The sequence below is a fragment of the Gottfriedia solisilvae genome, assembly GCF_002128405.1.
GTDB lineage: Bacteria > Bacillota > Bacilli > Bacillales > Bacillaceae_G > Gottfriedia > Gottfriedia solisilvae.
Map to the genome: position 1 here is coordinate 318,805 of NZ_NETJ01000003.1, position 19,333 is coordinate 338,137.

Annotated in this window: 23 protein-coding genes; 18 read left to right on the plus strand and 5 right to left on the minus strand. The window is 31.9% G+C overall.

Translation table 11 applies throughout. From position 1 onward, the window contains the following. The first annotated feature begins 14 nt into the window (after window positions 1-14). Window positions 15-1,412 (plus strand): HAMP domain-containing sensor histidine kinase, encoded by a 1,398-nt coding sequence (locus CAB05_RS10830; protein WP_087999850.1) that lies wholly within the window; start codon window positions 15-17, stop codon window positions 1,410-1,412. A 126-nt stretch (window positions 1,413-1,538) separates the two neighbouring features. After that, window positions 1,539-2,000: a hypothetical protein gene (locus tag CAB05_RS10835; protein ID WP_087999851.1), complete on the plus strand. Its 462-nt coding sequence runs from the start codon at window positions 1,539-1,541 to the stop codon at window positions 1,998-2,000. A gap of 129 nt (window positions 2,001-2,129) precedes the next feature. Here the strand turns inward: CAB05_RS10835 and CAB05_RS10840 are convergent, their stop codons facing one another. Continuing rightward, window positions 2,130-2,663 (minus strand): DUF4269 domain-containing protein, encoded by a 534-nt coding sequence (locus tag CAB05_RS10840; protein WP_087999852.1) that lies wholly within the window; start codon window positions 2,661-2,663, stop codon window positions 2,130-2,132. 134 nt (window positions 2,664-2,797) lie between these two features. Here CAB05_RS10840 and CAB05_RS10845 point away from each other — a divergent pair, with 134 nt between their 5' ends. Both CAB05_RS10845 and CAB05_RS10850 read left to right on the plus strand, forming a co-directional pair. Further along, window positions 2,798-3,439: an alanyl-tRNA editing protein gene (locus CAB05_RS10845; protein ID WP_087999853.1), complete on the plus strand. Its 642-nt coding sequence runs from the start codon at window positions 2,798-2,800 to the stop codon at window positions 3,437-3,439. Between the two features lie 260 nt (window positions 3,440-3,699). Further along, window positions 3,700-4,044: a hypothetical protein gene (locus CAB05_RS10850; protein ID WP_087999854.1), complete on the plus strand. Its 345-nt coding sequence runs from the start codon at window positions 3,700-3,702 to the stop codon at window positions 4,042-4,044. Between the two features lie 65 nt (window positions 4,045-4,109). Here the strand turns inward: CAB05_RS10850 and CAB05_RS10855 are convergent, their stop codons facing one another. Beyond that, window positions 4,110-4,934 (minus strand): aldo/keto reductase, encoded by an 825-nt coding sequence (locus tag CAB05_RS10855; RefSeq protein WP_087999855.1) that lies wholly within the window; start codon window positions 4,932-4,934, stop codon window positions 4,110-4,112. A 232-nt stretch (window positions 4,935-5,166) separates the two neighbouring features. Between CAB05_RS10855 and CAB05_RS10860 the strand changes: the two genes are divergently transcribed. Beyond that, window positions 5,167-5,730 carry a beta-class carbonic anhydrase gene (locus CAB05_RS10860; protein ID WP_087999856.1) on the plus strand — a complete coding sequence of 188 codons (564 nt, stop codon included), beginning with the start codon at window positions 5,167-5,169 and terminating at the stop codon, window positions 5,728-5,730. A 39-nt stretch (window positions 5,731-5,769) separates the two neighbouring features. On the opposite strand, the gene CAB05_RS10865 is transcribed toward CAB05_RS10860, so the two are convergent. Next, window positions 5,770-6,474, minus strand: a complete 705-nt coding sequence (locus CAB05_RS10865) for a carbonic anhydrase (protein ID WP_217348563.1) — start codon at window positions 6,472-6,474, stop codon at window positions 5,770-5,772. A gap of 164 nt (window positions 6,475-6,638) precedes the next feature. On the opposite strand from CAB05_RS10865, the gene CAB05_RS10870 reads away from it, so the two are divergent. The 7 genes from CAB05_RS10870 (at window position 6,639) to CAB05_RS10905 (ending at window position 13,041) form a co-directional block, all read left to right on the plus strand. Next, on the plus strand, window positions 6,639-7,346 hold the full coding sequence (locus tag CAB05_RS10870) for a DNA alkylation repair protein (protein WP_087999858.1): 708 nt from the start codon (window positions 6,639-6,641) through the stop codon (window positions 7,344-7,346). 45 nt (window positions 7,347-7,391) lie between these two features. Further along, complete coding sequence (locus tag CAB05_RS10875) at window positions 7,392-7,898, plus strand: GNAT family N-acetyltransferase (protein ID WP_087999859.1); 507 nt, start codon at window positions 7,392-7,394, stop codon at window positions 7,896-7,898. 39 nt (window positions 7,899-7,937) lie between these two features. Further along, window positions 7,938-8,696, plus strand: a complete 759-nt coding sequence (locus tag CAB05_RS10880) for a hypothetical protein (protein ID WP_087999860.1) — start codon at window positions 7,938-7,940, stop codon at window positions 8,694-8,696. Next, the gene (locus CAB05_RS10885) at window positions 8,683-9,438 is read left to right on the plus strand and encodes a hypothetical protein (RefSeq protein WP_087999861.1); all 756 of its coding nucleotides are present in this window, start codon (window positions 8,683-8,685) and stop codon (window positions 9,436-9,438) included. The genes CAB05_RS10880 and CAB05_RS10885 overlap by 14 nt, the downstream gene beginning before the upstream one ends. 84 nt (window positions 9,439-9,522) lie before the next feature. Next, the gene (locus CAB05_RS10890) at window positions 9,523-10,038 is read left to right on the plus strand and encodes a PCYCGC motif-containing (lipo)protein (RefSeq protein ID WP_087999862.1); all 516 of its coding nucleotides are present in this window, start codon (window positions 9,523-9,525) and stop codon (window positions 10,036-10,038) included. Between the two features lie 451 nt (window positions 10,039-10,489). After that, window positions 10,490-10,873 carry an ArsR/SmtB family transcription factor gene (locus CAB05_RS10900; protein ID WP_087999864.1) on the plus strand — a complete coding sequence of 128 codons (384 nt, stop codon included), beginning with the start codon at window positions 10,490-10,492 and terminating at the stop codon, window positions 10,871-10,873. 35 nt (window positions 10,874-10,908) lie between these two features. Then, on the plus strand, window positions 10,909-13,041 hold the full coding sequence (locus CAB05_RS10905; protein WP_268876397.1) for a heavy metal translocating P-type ATPase: 2,133 nt from the start codon (window positions 10,909-10,911) through the stop codon (window positions 13,039-13,041). A gap of 48 nt (window positions 13,042-13,089) precedes the next feature. Here the strand turns inward: CAB05_RS10905 and CAB05_RS10910 are convergent, their stop codons facing one another. Continuing rightward, complete coding sequence (locus tag CAB05_RS10910) at window positions 13,090-13,701, minus strand: DedA family protein (protein WP_087999865.1); 612 nt, start codon at window positions 13,699-13,701, stop codon at window positions 13,090-13,092. Between the two features lie 344 nt (window positions 13,702-14,045). On the opposite strand from CAB05_RS10910, the gene CAB05_RS10915 reads away from it, so the two are divergent. From CAB05_RS10915 to CAB05_RS10935, 5 genes are all read left to right on the plus strand, one after another. Then, the gene (locus CAB05_RS10915; RefSeq protein ID WP_087999866.1) at window positions 14,046-14,456 is read left to right on the plus strand and encodes a GNAT family N-acetyltransferase; all 411 of its coding nucleotides are present in this window, start codon (window positions 14,046-14,048) and stop codon (window positions 14,454-14,456) included. Window positions 14,457-14,488: 32 nt separating this feature from the next. Beyond that, a complete protein-coding gene (locus CAB05_RS10920) occupies window positions 14,489-15,040 on the plus strand; it encodes a GNAT family N-acetyltransferase (RefSeq protein WP_087999867.1) in 552 nt (183 codons plus the stop codon). A gap of 69 nt (window positions 15,041-15,109) precedes the next feature. Further along, entirely contained in the window at window positions 15,110-15,781 is a 672-nt protein-coding gene (locus CAB05_RS10925; RefSeq protein WP_087999868.1) for an HAD family hydrolase, read from the plus strand. A 14-nt stretch (window positions 15,782-15,795) separates the two neighbouring features. Continuing rightward, on the plus strand, window positions 15,796-17,064 hold the full coding sequence (locus tag CAB05_RS10930; protein WP_087999869.1) for an MFS transporter: 1,269 nt from the start codon (window positions 15,796-15,798) through the stop codon (window positions 17,062-17,064). 22 nt (window positions 17,065-17,086) lie between these two features. After that, complete coding sequence (locus CAB05_RS10935; RefSeq protein ID WP_087999870.1) at window positions 17,087-18,037, plus strand: aminoglycoside phosphotransferase family protein; 951 nt, start codon at window positions 17,087-17,089, stop codon at window positions 18,035-18,037. Between the two features lie 78 nt (window positions 18,038-18,115). Here CAB05_RS10935 and CAB05_RS10940 read toward each other — a convergent pair whose 3' ends face one another. After that, complete coding sequence (locus tag CAB05_RS10940) at window positions 18,116-18,400, minus strand: YciI family protein (protein WP_087999871.1); 285 nt, start codon at window positions 18,398-18,400, stop codon at window positions 18,116-18,118. Between the two features lie 85 nt (window positions 18,401-18,485). Here CAB05_RS10940 and CAB05_RS10945 point away from each other — a divergent pair, with 85 nt between their 5' ends. Then, window positions 18,486-19,259, plus strand: coding sequence for a nucleotidyltransferase domain-containing protein (locus tag CAB05_RS10945; RefSeq protein ID WP_087999872.1), 774 nt, complete (start codon window positions 18,486-18,488; stop codon window positions 19,257-19,259). The last annotated feature ends 74 nt before the right edge of the window (window positions 19,260-19,333 follow it).

Sequence of the window (19,333 nt, forward strand, 5' to 3'; positions counted from 1 at the left end):
AGGTGAAATTCAGTTTGTTCAATAAGCTTTCTATTAGATGGAAAATAACGATTACAATCGTTTTGCTTATGGTTTTCATTTTTACATTATGTAATATTATTCAACTATTCCTAATACAGGTTTCAATTATCAATCAACAACACCACAGAATTGAAAAACGATTAACTGAAACTGTAGCTTATATGGACGAAGAATATAATAAAAAACAATCAAATGAAACCTTCATTATGGATACTAGACATTATTTCGAAAAAATCATTCAAAATAATGAAATGATCCGATTATTAGATACTAACGGAAAAGTGATTTATACCGTTTCACAAAAAATGCCAAAAATAGATATTGATAAAAATAGTGTTGGTCAATTTAGACAATATAGATTGCACAATCAAGAGATATTGATTGCAAGTAAAGCACTGCATTATGGAAAGTTTCATGGAATATTAGAAGTAGCAATAAACGTTGAAATCTTTTCAAAGTTTGTGAAGGAATCCTTCTTTATTCTAATTTTTGGTACGATCTTTTCACTGATTTTAAGTATAATAAGCGGTTGGTTCTTATCTAAAAAATTATTAAAGCCAATTAAAAATTTAAATCATACAATGTTGAAAATTAAAAATAACCAACTAAAAGAGCGAGTCTTTGTTGGTGAAATTAATGACGAATTGTCAGAATTAGGTTTAATCTTTAATAAAATGATGGACGAGTTAGAAGCATCAATTACAAGACAAAAACGATTTGTAGAAGATGCTTCGCATGAGTTGAGAACGCCTTTGGCAATTATTCACGGTCACTTATCTCTTGTTAATCGTTGGGGTAAAAAGGATGAAAAAGTTCTAGAAGATTCCTTGAATACGTGTATTAATGAAACAAATCGAATGATTATCTTAACGAATGAACTTTTACAGTTATCTAAACTTGAAAAAGGTAATGAAGAGATTGTAAAATTTGAACCATGTAATGTCTTAGAGGTTGTTCATGAGATAATAAATAACTATCGATTGTTACATGAGGATATGAAGATTGATTATGTTCAAGAAAATGACAATATTGATCAAGCAAATATTACTCGAGAACATTTAATGCAAGTCTTAATTATTTTATTCGATAATGCTGTGAAATATAGTAAGGATGAAACGAGAATCAACATCCTAGTAAATCAAAGTGATCAACACGTTCAAATCCGTGTTACAGATAATGGGATTGGTATTTCTGAAGAAGATCTAAAACATATTTTCGATCGATTTTATAGAGCAGATAAAGCAAGAAGCAGAGCAAACGGTGGGAATGGATTAGGACTTTCAATAGCTAAAAACCTAATTGATGACTATGGTGGAGGTCTGGAAATTACAAGTGAATATGGCGAAGGGACAACTGCTATAATTACACTTGCTGTATATCGTTTCGAATAAGACTTGTTTACGAACAAGTCTTTTTTTATGTGTAAATATAGTAATACATATACATAGTTTCTACATACTGTTTATGGTACAGTTGAATAAAATGAAAATTCTTTAAATTTGAGAGGAGAAGATTATATGAGCCAAGTAAGAATCGCAATTAATTACGCAATTATGATCGAAAGACTTCGTAGTGAAGGTGTTGAAAATAGCCAATTAATTAACAAACTAAAGGAAGAAAATTATGAATTTCTTAACCAATTTGGTAAAGGTATGCCAGATTGGGAGGCGTTAGTAAATCTATTTAAACAAAGTGAAGATGATTTCCAAAGAATACTTAATGAAGGTTACCACATCAAGTTTTTAACAAAAGGGTCATTAATGACCTTATTAAGACTTAAATATGGAATCGAAGTAGAAAAGGATTATGATGACAAAGGAACTGCAATTGAAGGTATCATTCTTTCAAAAGAAGCTGTAGAAACTGTTAAAAACACTTTAGCTTCAAACTGGAAACTTACTACATATATTGATGAAAAAGAGGGCTTATCAAAAGTAAGAATTGAGTTACTGAAAAGCTCGGAATTGACTTCTATTTAATTTAGGGAACTCTCTATCAATTTTATAATTGATAGAGAGTTTTTTTAAATGAAAAATATTAGACAGTTACTGAAAAGTTATTTATGAGAAAATTATTAAAAGAGGTGTGGTTATTTTAGTTATGCCTTCTTATTTTACATTAAACATCTTTTTACCATACTCAATTAAAGAATCATACGGATCACCTTCTAAACCTAAAATTTTACAAAAAGCAGGCTCGGTTTTATATCCCTGTTCTTTAAGATGAATTACTTCGCTTCTTATATTTGGAAACTGCTCCATAATCAAATGCTCAATGACCATATGAATATATGCATTTTGTTTTTGAACTGGTGTTGCTTGACCAAATATTTCAATTTCAAATTCTTCAAAATTGAAGTTAACTGTTATGACAGGAATATCTCTGATAATTGAATGTGATATTTTAAAGTTATATTTTAGACCATATAAATTTCTAATCATGTTTTCGAAATACTGAAAATCTCGTACTTCTATAATAATATCTAAATCTGAATCCTTTATATCAATTCCAATCGGTATTGTTCCACAAAGTATGGGATTAAATTCTCTTAAATCTTCCATGATATTAAGTCGTGATAAAGTATGATAAGCCTTTTGTTGCCTAGGGTTTCCATTTATTAAATAATCAATTGAAAGAAACATATTTTCTCCTTCATAAGTAAGTTCTTCACTAAGTATATCTTGTGTTTATTAGTTTGATAAAGGAAATATGATAGGTTACATGGAATAGTCAAACAAAGAAGTTCTTTTAAATGAAGTGATAAAGGAGAATTCAAATGACTGTAAAAAAACTATTCTGGGAAGATCCCTATTTATCATATACTACTGCAATTGTTACAAGCGTTGTAGGACAAACGATTACATTAGACCAAACAATTATTTATGCATTTTCTGGAGGTCAGCAATCAGATTCTGGTAAAATTGGAGGCTTTGAACTAATCGACGCAAAAAAAGAAGCACTAGAGATTTTATATACACTACCCGAGAATCATAATTTATATAAAGGGCAAGAAGTAATCGTAGAAATTGATTGGGAAAAAAGATATAAGATTATGAAGCTTCATTTTGCAGCTGAAATTATACTTGAAATGATGTATCAAAACTATGATCAGCCCGAAAAAATTGGAGCTAATATTACAAGTGACAAAGCAAGAATTGATTTTTATTGGAATGGAAATATCACCGAAACTTTTTCATTATTAGAAACAAAAGCACATAATTTAATAGATGCAAATAAACCAATTAAGAGTGACTTTAGTGACAAAGAAAAACAACGAAGATACTGGGAAATAGAAGGATTTGGAAAGGTTGCATGTGGCGGAACCCATATAAAATCAACAGGTGAAATAGGGAGGATCAGGCTGAAAAGAAATAACATCGGGGGAGGAAAGGAACGTATAGAGATTTATTTAGCATAAATATTTAAATATCCACTCTAGTAAAACACACGTAAAAATCATTCAGTAGGACGTGATGAGATGAAAAAAATTTGGTTAGTTCAAATGCTTTTGATTGTCTTACTATTTGGTTGTAAAAATGTTCAAAACGATTTGTTAGATACATCCCAATTAAAAAAGTTGAACCAACGGGAAATCATACAGAAGAACAATTAAAATCTCTTCCAGTCAGATATAACGCGAACTAATTAGAAGAAGGATTAGATGCACTTCCGTTTAAGGTGAAAATTCCAAAGGATCTTCCGTTTGATGCAGTCCCTCTTAAAATTACGTCAATTGAGGATTTTCATCAAGATGGGAAAAATGTAAGAGTTAGTTTTATGACAACAGCTAAAGATCAATCAGAGGAGATTATCTTGCTAATCGGTGTAGAAAATTTCCAGGCGGAGCATATCGGTACGACGGAAGATGTTCAATTAGCAAAAGATGTTGTTGCTAAACTTATCGGAAATACATTGTTCTTTGAAAAAGAAGGAATCAATTATACAGTTAGTTACATCAACAAGAATATTTCGTCTGAACAGCACAAAAAAGATATAGTCAAGATCGCAAATCAAATGTTATAAAAATGAAAAAAGCACTGCGTAATGCAGTGCTTTTTTTAATTTATATAATGCCAACAACTTATAATTTAAAAATCAAAATTATCTGGGTCTGGTCCTACACGCTTACTTGCGTTAAGTGATGCAATAGAATTCATATCATCAGATGACAGTTCAAAGTTAAAAACGTCAAAGTTTTCTTGAATACGAGAAGGAGTGATTGATTTAGGTATTGCAATAACGTCTCGTTGTAAATGCCAACGAAGAACGACTTGAGCAGGTGTTTTACCGTGCTTTTCGGCTAGTTCACTAATAACTGGATTCGTTAGTGCTTCGCCTCCTTGCATTAATGGACTCCAAGCTTCAATAGCAATCCCGTTTTTTAAACAATAGTCACGTAGTTCATTTTGTTGTAGCATAGGGTGAAGTTCAACTTGGTCAACCATTGGTTTAATATTTCGATGTGCTGCTATATCTTCCAAATGATGTATATGGAAATTTGAAACACCAATCGCTGGTACTAATTTCTCATCATATAGTTTTTCAAGTGCTTTATACGTTTCTAAATATTTATCCTTAACCGGCCAATGAACTAAATATAAATCTACATAGTCTAGTCCCAGCTTTTTTAGGCTATCTTCATATGCTTTTAATGTTGTATCAAAACCTTGATCGGCATTCCAAACTTTCGTTGTAATAAATAGTTCTTCTCTAGCAATACCTGATTGACGTATTGCCTCTCCTACTTGCTCTTCATTTTTGTAGACAGCAGCTGTATCGATATGTCGATAGCCAACTTCAATTGCTGTTCGAACTGCATCTACACCATCTTCAGGAGAAACTCTCCAAACACCAAAACCTAATTGAGGCATTTTTACGCCATTATGTAATGTGATAAATTGCGAAGTTTTCATTCATATTCCCTCCTAATTAAGACTAAATATAGTGTACATTATATTTTTAAAGATTCAAAAAATAAGGTTTCGGATTAAAGAAAATTAATTATTGAATGGTTTAAATGTATAAATTTAATTTGTATAATAGGATAATACTATTGAAGCAAAGCGGATTAGTTGTATCTTTTTCACTTTTCCTTCAAAATAGTAATATAAATAAATTCTCTTAAGTTAATTTGGAGGGAAACAAATGTTAAATAAAATACTAGAATTTAACAAAAGATTTGTAGAAAATAAGGAGTATGAACCATATTTATCAGGTAAGTTTCCAGATAAAGAAGTTGTTGTTGTAACTTGCATGGATACTCGCTTAGTTGAGTTATTACCAAAGGCCCTTGATCTAAGAAATGGTGATGTGAAAATGATTAAGACGGCGGGTGCTGTAATCAGCCATCCATTTGGATCTGTTATGAGAAGTATTTTAGTATCAATTTATGAACTAGGTGCAAAAGAAGTATTAGTCATTGGTCATCATGAGTGCGGTATGGGTAATACGGATCCAACGAGAATAAAGAAAAGAATGATTGAATCAGGTATTAAAGAGGAAAATTTAGATATTTTAAATTCATCTGGAATAGATTTAGATAAATGGTTATCTGGATTTACAGATGTATATGAGAGTGTAGGACATAGCGTTTCTATCATCAAAAACCATCCATTAATTCCTGACAATATTGAAGTTCATGGTTTAGTTATTGATCCTCATACTGGTAAATTAGAAGTCATTCATAGAGATGAAAAAGCAGAATGGTAAAACAAAAAGAGTTAACCTATATAGGTTAACTCTTTTTATTTACCATGATTCAAACAATGTCCGGTTATTTAAAGGCTGGACAGGTCGGTTAGTTGGGTAAGAATATTTTCGATAAAATGCAATTTGTTGATTTGAAAATTGAATTGGTTTTTCAAATACAATCCATTTTAATCCTTCCGTACATGGTGGAGTAGTTAAAGAGCCGTTATAAGATATTTTTTTACTATTAACTGGAATGAATGATTGAATATTTAATGAAATTGTTTCTTTTAAACTTTTATCTTCTTTTAGTGTGTTTACTATTTTCTGAAACACTTTATTTTGTGTACCTTTGTCTACAAAAATGCCAATTACTGCGTAAGAATGATTTCGATCTTCATGAACAAAATGAATTTCCATATCAGATTGATGCCCATTTATTAAATGTTCTGATGGTGTATGGAAATGAAGTTGCTTAAGTTCGTAATTTGTTCCTTGAATATTTATCGTATTTGTATTATTTTCTGGAATTAATTTAATTGTCGTTTTTTTAATTTCTATTTTAAATTTTCCAGAATGATAGTTTATCCCTAGGGGGAGTGATTTTTGCGTTCTTGATACTATATTAATTGGCGATTGCTCTTTGCCTTTTGAGCACATGGCGTATTCTTCTTTCAGATTTCCCCAGTTATTAGGACCAGTTGAACCTGTATAAGTCCATTCTTGGCTATTACCGATTTCAGTTCTCTTGGAGATAGTTTCCATAGAATGAATAGAACATGAGGATAAAATTAAGAGAAAAATAAGCATAGTCGAAGCAATATATTTCATTACGTACTTCCTTTCAAAGAGATGTATGATACGATACATTTTAGACAACGATGATACGGGACAAACATATAATGATTAAATAGGCAGGAGGGTACTGCATGAACTTAGATGAGATAATGAAATCATTAAAAGAGATGGGTACAGAGCAAACAAAAAATACGTTTGTTAGGCATGGTGCAAGAGAACCATTTTATGGTGTGAAAATTGGTGATTTAAAAAAAATAGTAAAATACGTGAAAAAAGATCAAGAACTTGCACTATCTCTATATGATACTGGTAATTCTGATGCAATGTATTTAGCAGGATTATCAATTAATCCAAAACTAATGACAAAAGATCAACTACAAAAATGGGCAGAAGGTGCTTATTGGTATATGATTGCTGAAAGTACTGTTGGGGCTGTGGCTGCAGAAAGCTCATATGCTTTGGAACTTGCACGAAAATGGATGAAATCAGAAGAAGAATTAATTGAGGATTGTGGTTGGAGTACATATTCTCATTATTTATCAATCGCGCCTGATGAGAATATTGACAAAGTTGAAGTAAGAGAACTGTTAAAATATATTGAAAAAAATATACATAATTCGAAAAATCGAGTTCGCTATACAATGAATGCCTTTGTTATAGCAGTAGGTAGCTTCGTTCCTAGTTTAAATGTAGAAGCTATGTTAGTTGGAAAGAGTATTGGGAAGGTTCATGTCGATGTTGGAAATACTGCGTGTAAAGTACCAATAGCAACAGACTATATTGAAAAGGTTGAATTAAAGGGGAAATTGGGCGTTAAAAAGAAAACTTGTATATGTTAAAAGTATAATAAATGATAGTTAAATCAAACGACGGGGGCGTTTTTTATGATTTTACAATCAGAACGACTAAGTATACGCATGCTTAACTTGGAGGATTTAGAACAATTACATAAGCTACAATCAAATCCAAATGTAATGAAATATATAACAAATCGTCCGAAATCTTTAGAAGAAACTGAAAAAGAATTAAATAAAATAGTAACTTCATACGATGAAAATCAAATTGATTTCTTAGTATTAGCTGTTTGCCTTACTAAGAGCAAAGAGTTTATTGGTACATGTGCCGTGATTAAAAATGAAGAAAAAAAGTGTGAAATCGGCTATAGATTGCAAGAAGAACACTGGGGATATGGTTATGGTTCGGAGTTAACAAAACGACTATTAATCTACTGTTTTGAAGAAAGAAATATCGATACAGTGATCGCAAATGTAGAAACTAGAAATCATTTTTCAGTAAAAATAATAGAGAATAATGGATTTGAATTAATCAATGAAGAGTTTGACGAGGAAATAGGTGATTTCGTCAGAACATATCAGAAAGACAATAAGTAATTAATTGATAAACTATGGTCAAATGAATAGGAGAAAACTATGAACGTACAATATCAGTATGATTTTTTCCAGCATGTTCCTTCCATCGTGGTCAGTCTATTAAACTATTTAATATTTGGACTTATTATCTATTCGCTATATAAACGAAAAAAAGACAAAATAACATTATGGAAAGTGATTTTGATTGCTTTTATAGGTGGTATTCTGTTTTCGATTAATTTAAATATCTTTCATTCATTTATTCAAATTCCAATCTTACCAATCGGTGTATGGTTATTATACTGGATTTGTAAAAAAAGATTTGGAAAGATTGGCTGGGAAAAGTACCGTAGTTTTGCCTGGGCAGGTTTTTATATAAAGTTTATTTTTATATTTACTAGTTTTTTAATTTATCCAATAGATCTTCTCATTTACCCGAAAGACGAACTTAAAACTTTTATATCTGAAATAAAACAACCTAAGATTATACGGACAATTCCTAAAGTTAGTGACGTGGAATTGGAAAACTCGAAATTATTTCAATCAGTAGATACTTTTAAAATTAATGAATTATTCAAGGATGAAAAATGGTATGCAGGTACTTTCCAATATGAAACAAAAATGAAACCTATTGAAAGGTTTCCATATATTTTGGTTGGTACAAAACCAAAGTTCGGCAGTAATTTAAAAACCATTATTTATATTGAGAAGGATGGAAAAGGAATATTCATTACAACTAAATATAAACATTATTACTTTAGAAGTGATACAAACATTATTTCACCTGTTAAAGGAGGAAATAATCATGTTAAAAAATAAAAAAATAATTTTTGGTTTATCATTACTTTTAATTGCATTCATAGTCATCTATTGGTTTTATCTTTCAAAGCCAACGGTATTTTATTCTGAAACAAGGTTAAAGAAAATCATAAGTAATACATATGAAGGTGAGTATGCGAAAGAGATTCAAGATATTATATTTATTGATCAAAAACATGTATTTGTGCCTTATATTTCTAAAGAAAATGGTTATGGGGTTAGTTTTTGGAAATGGCAACATCATAAATGGAAGATAGTTAATATCATTGATAAAGCTGGAACACCACGTTTATGGAAAATAAAGCCTAACGATCCGTCTTCATATGTCATGTTTTGGAATTATAATCCTGTTGATCAAGTGAATGAAATGAAGTTTCGACTTATTAGAGAAAGAAATTATATGATGTCTAATGGAAATGTATATTACGCACCCGAGATATTTCTGGAGCAGAGAATCAGTCTTCATAAAAAAACTTACGGATTTTTTAAATATCCTAGTAAATGGAGTAAAATCCAAAAACTTGAAGCTGAAGCAGGAACGAAACAAAATTTATTCTTTTTACAAGAACATGGTTATCCGTCTACCTTGTCTATCTCGATGACAACATATGATAAGAATGGAAAAGAAGTATTTCCGGAAGAGTCTGTAAATGGTAATGACTACATAGTTGAGGATGATTTATTTGAATATATTATGTATGCAGACGATAAGGATTTCGTTGATCGAGACCGTAATTACTAATTAAGTAAAATTTTGATCAAGCATTTGTCTTTCTTTCCAATAAACAATACAATCAAGTTAGATAATTATTATTGGAGGAAAGAAATGAATCGAAAAGTAATAGTAAATGTTTTTTCAGCTTTATCTATTTCGCTTCTTTTAGCAGGTTGCAGTAGTCATAAAACAGAAGTTAATAATGAAACAAGTCATAAAGGTCACGAGAGTCATGAAGAGCATAGTCAAATGAGTGATATTCGTGAGCAAACGAAGAATAAGGAAACATTGCCTAGTTTTTTAGCAGTTAAAGAGCAGCAGATGCAACAAATCTATCTGCTTGCCGCACAAAACATTGATTTATTAAAAAATATTCCATGCTATTGTGGGTGTGGAGAAAGTGTTGGACATAAAAGTAATTTAGATTGTTTTATTAATGAGGTAAAAGCTGATGGTTCAGTTGTATGGGATAGTCATGCGACAACTTGTGTTAACTGTTTGGAAATTGCATTAGAATCAGCAACATTAAAACAAAAAGGTAAAACGAATTTAGAAATTCGAAAGTATATAGATGATAAATATAAAGACGGTTATGCGAAACCAACTGATACGCCGATGCCTTCTTAAAAAAGAAATAGTGACTTTTATGTGAAAACATAAGGTCACTTTTTTTGTTTTAGGCTCTGTTAAAAAAGAGTGTTGATTTCCATTCCAGGTACTTCGCTTTCCATGGGGCGTGACTTGAGCCTCCTCGGCAAGCCTCCGGGGTCTCAAGTTTCCCGCATCTCCCATAGGAGTCTTCGCACCTTCCATTCCAAGTACTCTCGAACTGACTATTCTCTATTCTTACCTAAAATCAACAATTAATATTAACAGAACCCTGTTTTAAGAGGAGTGTTTGTGTGTTTCGCTCCAGGTTGCTCGCTTTCATTGGAGTAGGGGCTAAAGTCTTAAGCCTCCAAATTATTTTTTCTGAAATTTTCTAAAAATTTTTTTGACATATATGAACGGATGCTCATATAATAAATGTATAGAAAACATATGAATGATTGCTCATGTATTCATAGGAGGAATAGAAATGATCGAGGAAAAGAAAAAGAAGGATGAGATTTGTGATGAAAGTTGTCCTCAAACTGTTATGCATGAGGATACGATACTGACTGTAAAAGAGAAGATGTTAAATATAGAAGTACTAACTGGTGTGGCTGATTTATTTAAAGTTTTAGGTGATAAAACTAGAACAAGAATTTTACATGCACTTAGTCAGTCTGAAATGTGTGTTTGTGATTTAGCTTATTTGCTAGACATGACGCAATCTTCTATTTCACATCAATTACGTGTATTAAAACAAGCGCATTTAGTAAAAAATCGTAAAGAAGGAAAAGTAGTTTATTATTCTTTAGCAGATAGCCATGTAACAGAGATTTTCAATCAAGCACTTGAACATATTTTAGAGGATTAAATAAAAGTTTTTGCTTTGGAGAGGGGTTGGAGGTATTGAGTACGGGGCAAAAACAAACAAATAGTGAATTAAAATTAGAAGGTTTAGATTGTGCAAATTGTGCAATGAAAATAGAGAAAGGCGTTTCCACAATCAAGGGTGTAGATGCTGTTTCAGTCAATTTTGCAACATTAACGATGACAATTACTTCAAGTGTGGAGCAACAGGATGTAGTGGTAAATGAAGCGAAAAATAAAATTCGAAATTTAGAACCGCATATAAATCCGTTAACAAAAGAAGAAGTTGAATCAAAAGCTACTAAGAATGAAAAATCAACGATGAATCCTGAAACGAAAAAATTGATCATGAAGCTTTGTGTTGGTGGGGCACTTCTACTTCTTGCTCAATTACTAAACCTACCTGACCTATTCACGATCGTACTTTTTGTAGCTGCTTATTTTATTGCTGGTGTAGATGTTGTCATTAAAGCCATTCGAAATATTTTTAAGGGGCAGGTTTTTGATGAGAATTTCTTAATGGGTGTTGCGACTATTGGTGCTTTTATTATTGGAGAATATCCAGAAGCAGTTGCCGTTATGTTGTTCTATCAATTAGGTGAGCTTTTCCAAAGTATAGCTGTTAATCGATCTCGTAAATCAATTTCAAAATTAATGGATATTCGACCAGATTATGCAAATGTAAAGGTTGGTCACCACACAAGAAAAGTATCTCCAGAAGAAGTAAAAATAGGAGATACGATTGTAGTAAAACCAGGGGAAAGAATTCCATTAGATGGTCTTGTTCGTTCAGGCTCTACGAATGTCGATACTTCTGCATTAACGGGTGAGTCACTACCAAGAGAAGTAGCTGAAGGTGATGAAGTCTTAAGTGGATTTATTAATTTGCAAGGTGTTTTAGAAATTGAAGTGACAAAAGAATTTAAGGAATCTACTGTTTCAAAAATCTTAGAGTTAGTTCAAAATGCGACAAACAAAAAAGCACCAACTGAAAACTTTATCACAAAATTTGCAAAGGTTTATACACCAATTGTCGTTATTACAGCGGCAATGATCGCAGTTATTCCACCGTTTATCTTTTCAGGTGAATCATTATATGATTGGGTATATAAAGCTTTAATCTTTTTAGTTATTTCATGTCCATGTGCGTTAGTTGTTTCAATACCGTTAGGGTTTTTCGGAGGAATTGGAGCAGCTTCAAAAGCAGGTGTATTAGTAAAAGGAAGCAATTATTTAGAGGCATTAAATGATGTGAAATATATTGTATTTGACAAAACTGGAACTTTAACAAAAGGGCAATTTCAAGTTAGTTCAATCTTACCAGCGAACGGAAAATCTAAGGAAGAATTACTTGAAATAGCAGCCTATGCAGAGTTCTTTTCTAATCATCCTATAGCACTGTCCATTCGAAATGCATATGGAAAAGAAATTGTAGCTGAGAAACTATCAAATTATCAAGAAATAGCGGGTCATGGTATTTCGGTTACTTATCATACTGATGAAATACTTGCTGGGAATGTAAAGTTGATGGAAAGTAATCATATTTTATATATTCCAAATAAAGAGGCAGGAACAACAATTTACCTTGCTAAAAACAATCAGTTTATCGGTTCAATCATTATATCGGATCAATTGAAGGTAGATGCGAAGAAAGCAATATCAGGACTTAAACAAATTGGTGTTCTAAAAACAATTATGCTTACTGGAGATTCTAAGTCGGTTGCAAATAAAGTAGGCAATTTGGTTGGTATTGATGAAATGTATGCTGAATTACTTCCACATCAAAAAGTAGAACAACTAGAAAAGCTGGAAAGTAAGAAAGCAAAAAATGAAAAAATTGCATTTGTTGGTGATGGTATTAATGATGCACCAGTATTAGCTAGAGCTGATGTTGGTATTGCAATGGGTGGATTAGGCTCAGATGCAGCAATAGAGGCTGCAGATGTTGTATTAATGTCAGATGAACCATCTAAAATTGTGGACGCAATAAAAATTGCAAAGCGAACTAGAACAATCGTTTGGCAAAATATTATGTTTGCACTTGCAGTAAAAGGCTTTTTCTTATTATTAGGTGTCATTGGAATCGCAACAATGTGGGAAGCTGTTATTTCTGATGTAGGTGTAACAGTATTAGCAGTTTTAAATTCAATGAGAATATTAAGAATGAAATAAAAAAAGACCAAATCTAACGATGGTTGTTAGATTTGGTCTTTTTATTTGTTAAGCAGAACGTCTTCTTTTCTTAATAAAGATAAATATCAATATACCCAATCCTACTGCTAAGAGTGCATAGATGATATTTGAATACACATCCATATACGATACGATTTTTTCCCATGATGAGCCAACTGAGGCTCCAACAGTTACTAAAATTGTGTTCCATATTAGTGAACCAAGCGTAGTAAACAGTAAAAAGATCCAAAAATTCATACGTGACATGCCCGCTGGAATTGAGATTAAACTACGAATGAGCGGAATCAGTCTACAGAAAAATACAGTCCATACGCCATATTTTGTAAACCATTCATTAGCTTTATGAATATCTTTTTTTGTTAATCGGAGAATATGTCCCCATTTTCCCACAATTTTTTCGAGTTTTTGTACATCAAGTAATGTGCCAATACCAAAAAGTAATATTGCACCAAATACAGAGCCTAATGTTGAAAAGAAAATAACCCCTGTTTTCGTTAAAGTTGAAGTTGTTGTCATAAAACCACCAAAGGTTAGAATGACCTCAGAAGGTATTGGAGGAAATAAATTTTCAAGTGCAATTAAAAGAAAAATCCCCAAATATCCAAAAGATTCCATTGTTTCAGTAATCCAATTTTGCATCATGTATACTCCTAGAATTAATTTTCATTGTTAAATAGAGCAAGTAAAGTCATTATAACATTGTGCAAAATATACTATGTAATTAGCATCCTTTGCAAGTTTTTTGAGGTTATCTTTTGGTAAAATAGATTGAGAGAACAAGGAATTAAACGGTAAGAATGAAGAAAAGAGAAATGAATATGATTCATTTGAATTGAACCTTTATCTTTCTTCCTTACTTTGTGCTGAGTACATTAAGTTTCATAAGCAAAAATATTGATGCGAAATATGTTTAAAAACACAAGAGGAATTATGCAAGATCATCGAGAATTAAGTAAAATCAATATAGAGAATAGGTGATTAAAATGTCAATTAATTATGAAGTAATGAATGAAGTTCCAAGTGCAGAGGAATATGTAGCTATGAGAGTATTGGCGGGGTTAAGTCCAAAGGATATAAAAGCTTCTGAGATTGGATTAAGAAATTCAATTTATGCTGTGACGATTAGAAATCAATCTACATTAATCGGCATGGGAAGAATCATTGGAGACGGTGGCTGTTTTTATCAAATCGTAGATATTGCTGTAGATCCCGTGTACCAAGGTCAAGGACTTGGTAAAAGAATCATGACTGAGCTAACTAATTTTCTAGAAACCCAGGTCCCAAAAGGTGCTTATGTTAGCTTAATAGCTGATGTACCAGCTGATAAATTATATGAGAAATTTGGATTCAATTATACTTCGCCAAAATCAGTTGGAATGTATAGGACTTTTTAAAGTATTATTTATAGAATCTAGGGGGAACGCAAATGTTTAAGATTCAAATTGATGCAAATCTTTCTATCAATTTATTAACACCAAAATATGCAGAAACGCTTGTAGAGTCTCTTATAAAAAATCAAACTGCATTAAAAGAATGGTTGATATGGGCAGAAACAATCCCATCCATAGAAGAATATCAAAAAACAATTATACCAATGTGGTTGCAGAAGTTTGCTGACAATAATGGTTTTGAAACAGGTATCTTTTATCAAAACGAATTAATTGGGATGGTTGGATTACATTATATTGATCAAACAAATAAAGCAACAGAAATAGGGTATTGGTTAAGCAATACGATGCAAGGTAAAGGGATTATGACTCGTGTTGTGGAGTATTTAGTTTCATATTGTTTTGATGAATTAAATCTAAATCGCGTTGTCATTAGAGCAGCAGTTGAGAATCAAAAGAGTCGAGCAATCCCACAACGCCTCGGTTTTAAAGAGGAAGGGATTCTACGTGAGGCTCAACAAATAAGAGGAAGCTCTTATGATTTAGCGATATACAGTATGTTAAAAGATGAATGGAAACCTAATAAATAAATGTTATGCGTTAGCTCTAATTGCTAGCGTTTCTTTTTGAACTTTTTTAAGCTAAAGGAGGAAAAGGATATGAAAAACTATGAATATATACTTTTTGATTTAGATGGAACACTAACAGACCCAAAAGAAGGGATCATAAATTCAATCAAGTATGCATTACGAAAAATGGGGCAACAGGAAATACAAGAATTAGAGCTTTTAACATTTATCGGGCCACCTATACAACATTCATTTTCTGAAGTATGTGGGATGAATGAAGAGGATGTAACTAGAGCAGTGCATTTTTATCGCGAGTATTTTACGGAAAATGGTATGATTGAAAATAAAGTTTATAGTGGGATCCCTCAATTGTTACATGAATTAAAAGAAACTGGAAAAAAGCTATTTGTAGCGACTTCCAAGCCGACTGTATTTGCGAAGGAAATTTTGAAGTTTTTTCAATTAGATCATTATTTTACTGAAATTGTTGGAAGCAATCTTGATGGTTCTAGAATCGATAAAAAAGAGATCATTGAATGGATTTATCAAAAGTATTTGCAATTTTCAGATGGGGAAGTTGTAATGGTGGGCGATCGCTCTCATGACATTATTGGAGCAAATTTGAACGGGATTGAATCAATCGGTGTAACGTATGGCTACGGATCAAAGGAAGAATTAGAAGAGGTTAAAGCTAGATACGTTGTTGGTACAGTCGAAGAGTTAAGAACGATTTTGCGACTAGAGAGTACTGCTAAGGTTTAGAAAGAAGAGGAGGAATGATTTTGAATACAAAAAAAGTTCATTACGCGTGGATCATTCTCATTGTTACTTTTTTATCTGTAATTGTAGCGGCAGTAACGAATACCATGTCAGGTGTGATGATGATTCCTTTCGAGGAAGAATTCGGTTGGAGTAGAGCGTCTATATCTGGTGCATTCGCCATCTGTATTACCCTTGTAGGATTTTCAGGTCCATTTGTTGCAGGGCTATTTCAAAAATTTACTGTTCGAAAAGTATTGTTAATTGGAATGGGAACATTATTATTAGCTTTATTGTTAACAACTTTCATGACCAAAATTTGGCATTTATATATCATATGGGGTGTAATAATTGGCTTGAGTGCAGGTGCGTTTTTAACAGTACTTAATACATATGTTGCAACAACTTGGTTTGAAGAAAAACGTGGTTTAGCTCTAGGACTTTTAACATCAAGTTCAGCAGCGGGGCAACTTATATTTTTACCATTGTTAGCATATGTGGTAGGAAACTTTTCATGGAGAAGTGCTATATTAACAATTTTTGTATTTGGTCTATTTATCTATTTATGTATTTGGATCTTTATGAAGAATGATCCTGCAGATGTAGGTGTATTACCGCTTGGTGCAAAAGTACGTAACCAATTAAACATCAATCCTGTTAACCCAATTAAAGCAGCATTTGATGGTTTAAAACTTGGCGTGAAATCTAAAGTATTTTGGTTACTAGCTGGTAGCTTTTTTATCTGTGGATTTTCAACAAGTGGATTAATTGGAACACATTTTATCTCACTTTGTATCGGCTATGGTTATAAAGAAGTTACGGCGGCAAGTTTATTAGCATTTATGGGGATTTTTAATATTATAGGTACAACACTTTCAGGTTATTTCTCAGATCGACTCGACAATCGGTGGTTACTATTTTGGTACTATGGTTTAAGAGGCTTGTCCTTACTTGTGTTACCGTTTGCTTTATCTACAAATTCTGTCTTCTATTTAGCCGCTTTTGCAATATTTTATGGTCTTGACTGGATTGCTACAGTACCACCTACCATTAAATTAGCGACAGATCATTTTGGAAAGGATAAAGTTGGTGTCATCTATGGCTGGATTTATTCGGCACATCAATTAGGTGCTGGTGCGGCAGCATATGGTGGTGGCCTTGCTTATTCATGGTTTAATGCATATCAATCAATCTTTTTTGCTGCGGGTATTTTCTGTATCATTGCGACATTATTTGTTTTAAACATCAAAAGAAAGACTGTTATAGACCAAAATTTATCTGCTTAATGTTTTTTAAAAGGGGAATCAAATGACTTATTTAAATAAAATTACAAAAGAGAAATATCGAATCATGAAGGATAAGAATTGTTATTGGGAAGGTAAAATAAAAAAAATAGCAAGTAATGAAAAATTAGAATATAACAATCTAACACGATTTACATATGGTGGAAATATTGTTTTTAGTGTCGACGGAAAGCTAGTCATTAAACTATTCCCTGCATATGTGAATGATGAATTTATAAAAGAAAAGGCAGTACTAGAACATTTAAATCAACAACAACTTTCTGTAGAAATTCCAAAAATACATTCAACCGGACAATTTGAGGGTTGGAATTACATCATCATGACCGAACTCAAAGGTACTTTATTAATTGATATTTTTGATATCTTATCTATTGAGGAAAAAGCACAAATCGCTAAAGATTTAGGGGAACTGATCAAAGAGGTTCATTCAGCAACTATTACTAGTGATAATAATGAACAAACTGCCTGGAATCATTTTATGAATGCGCAGTATGAAAATTTAGCCAAACATCATAAACAGAATGAATTAAATGAACATTTTCAAAATCAACTGTCTGAATATGTCAAATTAGAAACGTTAAAGAGCTCAAATCAACTTGTCTTATTAACAGGTGAGTATACGCCGTTTAACTTAATCATGAATAAAGAAAATGGTATGTGGAAATTTACTGGTTTAATTGATTTTGCTGATTGTTTTGTAGGTAATTCAACATATGATTTACTCGGTCCAATCGCATTTATGTTTTATCCGAACAAAGGCTTAAATCGAATGTTTTTAGAAAGCTACGGTTATAAACCTGAAGAGTTAAACGATGGATTTCAAAAGGAATTACTGACATATTTATTACTTCATCGCTTTAGCAATATTTCCTACTATCAACAAAAATCTGAATCTGCAAAGAATGCACAAAGCTTTGAAGAGCTTGAAAAGATTATCTTTAATTTTGAAGTTTAACGAGAAAATGGATCAGTTGTTCAAATAAATAAACGAACATGAAAGAGCCTTCAAGTAGATGAGGGCTCTTTTTTTTCTTTATGATAATGCAATCATAAATGGATATAATTCTGCTGTCATTACTTTTAATTTAACTGCAGGGTCGTTATTCATGATTTCTTCAGCTTGTTCTCTGTTTTCTGTATGTAAAATGACAATGCCAAATTCTGCTTGTTCTGTTCTACCGGCTAATAAAACTGTTTTTTCATTGTTTAAATTTTGGAGATATAAAAAATGCTCTGAAACAATACCTCTTTCTGCTTCGGTTGAATCGTGTAAAAAGGTTGAACGGGTTGGCTTTAACACATAAATATAGTTTTCCAAGTGAACTCACATCCAATCGTATTATATTACTAATAATATAGCATGTATTATTTGAGTTTTGTGAATATTAGGAGGAGACCAGCTGATGAAGAAATTAATATTAGAAAAACTGAAACAAATAGAAGTTGAACATAATGTGAAGGTTTTATTTGCTGTTGAATCAGGTAGTAGAGCATGGGGATTTCCTTCCAAAGATAGTGATTTTGATGTTAGGTTTGTATATGTACATGAAAAGGATTGGTATGTAAGTATTGATCAAAAGCGAGATGTTATTGAGTATCCGATAAATGAGATGCTTGATATTAGTGGTTGGGACGTTCGGAAAGCATTACAATTATTTGCAAAGTCAAATCCTGCATTACTAGAGTGGCTTAGATCGCCAATTGTTTATTATGATCAACTCACACTTTCAGAGGATTTACGAAGTATTGGAAATGAGATTCTTTCTAAGAAAGCATGTATTTACCATTATCTTCATATGGCAAGAGGAAATTACCGAGATTATTTGCAGCATGAAGAAGTGAAAATTAAGAAATACTTTTATGTATTACGTCCATTACTAGCATGTATGTGGATTGAAACATTTCAAGAAATTCCACCGATTTTATTTGATGAATTATTAAAAATCGATGGGTTGGATGAATTATTTTTAACGGAAGTAATGGCGTTATTAGAGCGTAAGAAACAAGGTGAAGAGCTAGATTTAGAACCTAGAAAAAAAGTATTAAATGATTTTATTGAAGACAAGCTTACATATTTTGAGAATTATGTAAAGGGTATTAATGAATCAAATACAATGGATATAGAACATTTAAATAAGCTATTCCGAAAAACACTTGATCAGTCTTGGGCCAAATAGGAATATTCTATTGCCATATTGGGGAAAATTTCTATGTATTTTAACAAATATTTGAATATCAAACTGCATTGGAG